Genomic DNA, 3,882 nt, shown 5'->3' with positions numbered 1-3,882 from the left:
CCACCATGCCCATCGGCAACGGCACCCGACTGGTCGAAGTCCCTTTCACCGCCGAGGAGTTGGCGGCGCGCGATCCGGCTCACATGCCCACCCTGCTCCAGCGCACGGCCACCCGGACCCGCGCCCTCAAGTCCCTCCCCCGCCCCCAACTCGGCCACGGGGCAGCCCTCCTCACCGCCCCGGTCACCCCCGTCTCCTGGCGAGCGGCGCTCACCCGAGGCCTGCGCAGCGCCGCCGCGCCCTGGACCTCCACCACCTTGCTCAGCAACATCGGCCGTATCCCCTACCCCCTGGACTTCGGCGAGGAGGCCGGCCGCGCGCACGCCGTGTGGTTCTCGGCGCCCGCCCGGATGCCCCGCGGCCTGACCGTCACCACCGCCTCCACCGCGGGCCGCCTCCACCTCGCCCTGCGCTGGTCGCGGGCGCTGCTCAGCCACGGCGACGGCACCCACCTGCGGGACCTCTTCGAGCACTACCTGCACTCGACGGAGGTGAGCCCGTGACGACGGCCCCGGTGAAACCCCCCGAACTGCGCGACTTCTACGAGAACCCCGCCGTCCCCGTCGCCTCCGGCACCCCCCGCAGCCGCCGCCAGGCCCGCATGCTGGCCGACGCTCTCGGGCCCGCCACACCACCAGGGACGATCCTCGACATAGGGTGCGGCGACGGCACCGCCGCCGCCACCGCCGCCCCCTTCCTCCCCGGCCACCGCATCGTCGGCATCGACTGGTCCCAGGACGCCCTGCGCCGGGCCCGCACCCGCATCCCGTACGCCGTCCGCGGTGAACTCACCGGCGGCGGGCTGCCGCTGCGGACCGGATCCGCCGACGCCGTGCTGTTCAGCGAGGTGATCGAGCACCTCGTCGACCCGGACGCCGCCCTGGACGAGATCCGCCGTGTGCTGCGCCCAGGCGGCCACCTCATGCTCTCCACCCCGAACCTCGCCGCCTGGTACAACCGCGCCCTGCTGCTGGCCGGGGTGCAGCCGGTGTTCTCGGAGGTCAGCCTGCGCGCGATCCACGGCCGGCCGGGACGGGAGGTCGTGGGGCATCTGCGGCTGTACACCGCCCGTGCGCTGCGGGAGTTCGTGACCGCGTCCGGTTTCGAGGTCGTACGCCTCGCGGGCGCGCCCTTCCACGGCGTACCGCGTCCGCTGCGTCCCCTCGACCGGCTGGCCTGCGCCAGGCCGTCGCTCGCGTCGATCCTGCTGCTGCACGCGCGGCGGACCTAGGGGGCGGGGACCATGTGGTGGGGAGTGGCCGCGGCCCTGATGGCGAACACCCTGTACAGCCTCGGTTTCGTCCTGGAGAAACGGGCGCTCGGCTCGCTCCCGCAAGTGAATATCCGGCAACCCGGCCGGCTGCTGCGGCTGGTGCTCGGCAGCCCGCTGTGGATCGGCGGCTCGCTCGCCCTCGCCGCCGGTTTCGGAGCGCAGCTCGTCGTCTACCGCACCCTGCCGATCGCCGCCGCGCAGGGCATCTTCATCTCCGGGCTCGTGCTGCTCGTACTGCTCTCGGCCCGGCTGCTGGGCGAGGAGACCAGCGGGCGGGAGCGGTACGCGATCGGGGCGATCCTCGCTGCGCTGCTGATGGTCGTGCTGTCACTGCGGGACGGGCCCGAGGGCGGGGAGACCGTCGGCCGGGCCGCCCCGTACCCGCTGATCCTGCTGGTGTGCGTGCCGTCGCTGGCGGCGGGCGTGTGGCTGTACAACTCCGCCGAGCGCAGGGCCCGGCACCGGCACCGGCTGCCGACGACCGGCGTCGAGTACGGCGTGGCGGTGGGGCTGCTGTACGGGGTCAGTTCGCTCGCCATCAAGGGCGTGTCGAGCTACCTGACGGCGAGCGGAATCGGCGGCGCGCTGCTCGACCTGCTGCGCTCCCCGTACCCGTATCTCCTGCTCTTCACCGGCGCCTTCGGGCTGGTCATGTCTCAGGCGGCGCTGCAACGCTGCCGGGCCTCGCTGATCGTGCCGGTGTGCACGACGGTGACCAGCCTGTACACGGCCGTGCTGGGCACGCTGTCGTTCGGCGAGGCGCTGCCCGAGGACCCGCTGCGGCTGGCGCTGCGGGTCGCGGGTACGGCGCTCGCCCTCGCCGTACTGCTGTCGATGCCCCGGCACGACCGCCGCCCCGCACCCCCGTCTCCTCAACCCCCCATCGGTGCGAAGGAGTTGACTCCACCATGAAACCCGACGACCCCCTGCTCCAGATCCTGGCGTGCCCCCTCGACAAGGGTCAGCTGCACCTCGTCGTACCTGCTCGAGAAGCATCTGCTCAAAAGGCACCTGTTCAGGAGGCCGAAGAGCTCTCCGAGGCGCTGTACAACCCGCGCCTGCGCCGCCGTTACCCGATCGTGGACGGCATCCCGCAGCTGCTGCCGGCCTCCGGGGAGCAGGTCTCCGACGACGAGCACGAGGAACTCCTCAAACGGATGGCTCCATGACTCTGGCTGCGCACATCGCCCCCGTGTTGCCCACCCGCCTGGTCGCCGCCGTCGCCCGGGCCGTGTACCCACGCTTCGAGCCGGAGCTGGCCCGGCTGGCGGAGCTGTGTCCCGCCGAGTGCGGCACGGCCGTGGACGTCGGCGGGTGGTACGGCCCGTGGACGCGGCGGCTGTCGAGGCGGGCACGCCGGGTGGTGACCGTGGAACCGGTCCCTCATCTGGCGCGGCTCCTGGCGGCGACGGCGCCGCCCAACGTCCGGGTCGTGCAGGCCGCGGCGGCCGAGCGCCCCGGCGCGGCCCGGCTCTGGCTGCCGCCGCACGACGCGGGCGACCGGGGGGTGTCCTCCCTGGTCCGCCGGAACATCCACGCCACCGCGCTGCCGGTCAGCTGTGTCACCCTCGACGAGCTCGGGCTCAAGGACGTCGGGTTCGTCAAGGTCGACGTGGACGGCAGCGAGCTCGCGGTGCTGCGCGGCGCGACCGGCATCCTGGCGCGCGACCGGCCCGCCCTGTTCATCGAGCTGGAGTCCCGCATCCAGCCGATCGGCCCGGTGGTGACGTATCTGTCGCTGCTCGGCTACGACGGCTGGGTCCTGCCCGGCCGCGACTGGGTGCCCCTGAGCCGCTTCCCGCTTCAGACCCACCAGGCGGAGACCTCGTACGTCGTCACCCAGGGCCTCCTGCGCCGGGTCCTGCCCTTCCGGGGCCCGCGGTACGTCAATTCGGTCCTCTTTCTCCCCGACGGACGCCGCCCGATCGGCGACGATGGAGCGCATGCCCTCCGGAAAGCACGCCGCTAGCGGCGGACCGAACCCCGCCGGCCCCTTCACCCCACTCCACTTCCAGCTGGTGCTGCTGCGCCGCATGGCCGACCACAACCCGGACCTGGTGGAGGACGCCCGCCGGGAACTGGGCCGCCCGCCGGGAACTGGGCGTCTCCCTCGCCGACATGCGCGAGGCGAACAAGCGCTGGCAGGCGATGGTCCGCTCTCCCCGCTCCCGCGCCGCCGCCTCCCGGTACCGCTCGGTGTTCGGCAAGCCCGAGGCGGTGATCTCCCGCAAGGTCGGCGACCTGGAGTGCGAGGCCTGGCTGTGGCCGGTGCCGCTCTGGCCCGACCTGCGCTTCGAGGTGCTGCTCGCCCCGAACGGCGCGGTCTGGAACGAATGGCTGGTCCGCGCCCCCGACGTGGAGAGCCCGTCCCTGCGCACCCTCGCCGACCTCACCCCCTGGTCCTGCACGGTCGACGAGGCCGCCCGCGCCTTCGCCCCCGCCCGCCCGCTGGAGGGCACGGCTCCGACGCGCTGGGGGCTGGCGTTCACGGCGCCGGACGGGGTGCAGGGCGCCCGCCGGGAACTGGGCGTCTCCCTCGCCGACATGCGCGAGGCGAACAAGCGCTGGCAGGCGATGGTCCGCTCTCCCCGCTCCCGCGCCGCCGCCTC

4 protein-coding genes and 2 pseudogenes are annotated in these 3,882 nt (G+C 73.6%); all 6 read left to right on the top strand.

The window, feature by feature from the left end:
• Positions 1-503, top strand: a pseudogene (locus tag ADL12_RS20385) (condensation protein); the annotation flags it as partial.
• Positions 500-1,231, top strand: a complete 732-nt coding sequence (locus tag ADL12_RS20380) for a class I SAM-dependent methyltransferase (protein WP_062704103.1) — start codon at positions 500-502, stop codon at positions 1,229-1,231. The pseudogene ADL12_RS20385 and the gene ADL12_RS20380, both read left to right, overlap by 4 nt.
• A gap of 24 nt (positions 1,232-1,255) precedes the next feature.
• Complete coding sequence (locus tag ADL12_RS20375; protein ID WP_062704102.1) at positions 1,256-2,185, top strand: hypothetical protein; 930 nt, start codon at positions 1,256-1,258, stop codon at positions 2,183-2,185.
• Positions 2,182-2,442, top strand: coding sequence for a Trm112 family protein (locus ADL12_RS20370; RefSeq protein ID WP_062704101.1), 261 nt, complete (start codon positions 2,182-2,184; stop codon positions 2,440-2,442). The genes ADL12_RS20375 and ADL12_RS20370 overlap by 4 nt, the downstream gene beginning before the upstream one ends.
• Positions 2,439-3,242 carry an FkbM family methyltransferase gene (locus tag ADL12_RS20365; RefSeq protein WP_062704100.1) on the top strand — a complete coding sequence of 268 codons (804 nt, stop codon included), beginning with the start codon at positions 2,439-2,441 and terminating at the stop codon, positions 3,240-3,242. Before ADL12_RS20370 ends, ADL12_RS20365 begins: the two co-directional genes overlap by 4 nt.
• Positions 3,217-3,796, top strand: a pseudogene (locus tag ADL12_RS20360) (hypothetical protein); the annotation flags it as partial. The gene ADL12_RS20365 and the pseudogene ADL12_RS20360, both read left to right, overlap by 26 nt.
• Positions 3,797-3,882: the final 86 nt, after the last annotated feature.

The organism is Streptomyces regalis, assembly GCF_001509475.1.
GTDB lineage: Bacteria > Actinomycetota > Actinomycetes > Streptomycetales > Streptomycetaceae > Streptomyces > Streptomyces regalis.
Note: the sequence above shows the minus strand (reverse complement) of the source record. Positions and strands in the feature narration are given on the sequence as shown.

Bases quoted from the DNA above. Each gene is read 5' to 3' on its own strand.
- ADL12_RS20370 (WP_062704101.1), top strand. From the start codon at position 2,182: ATGAAACCCGACGACCCCCTGCTCCAGATCCTGGCGTGCCCCCTCGAC.
- ADL12_RS20365 (WP_062704100.1), top strand. From the start codon at position 2,439: ATGACTCTGGCTGCGCACATCGCCCCCGTGTTGCCCACCCGCCTGGTC.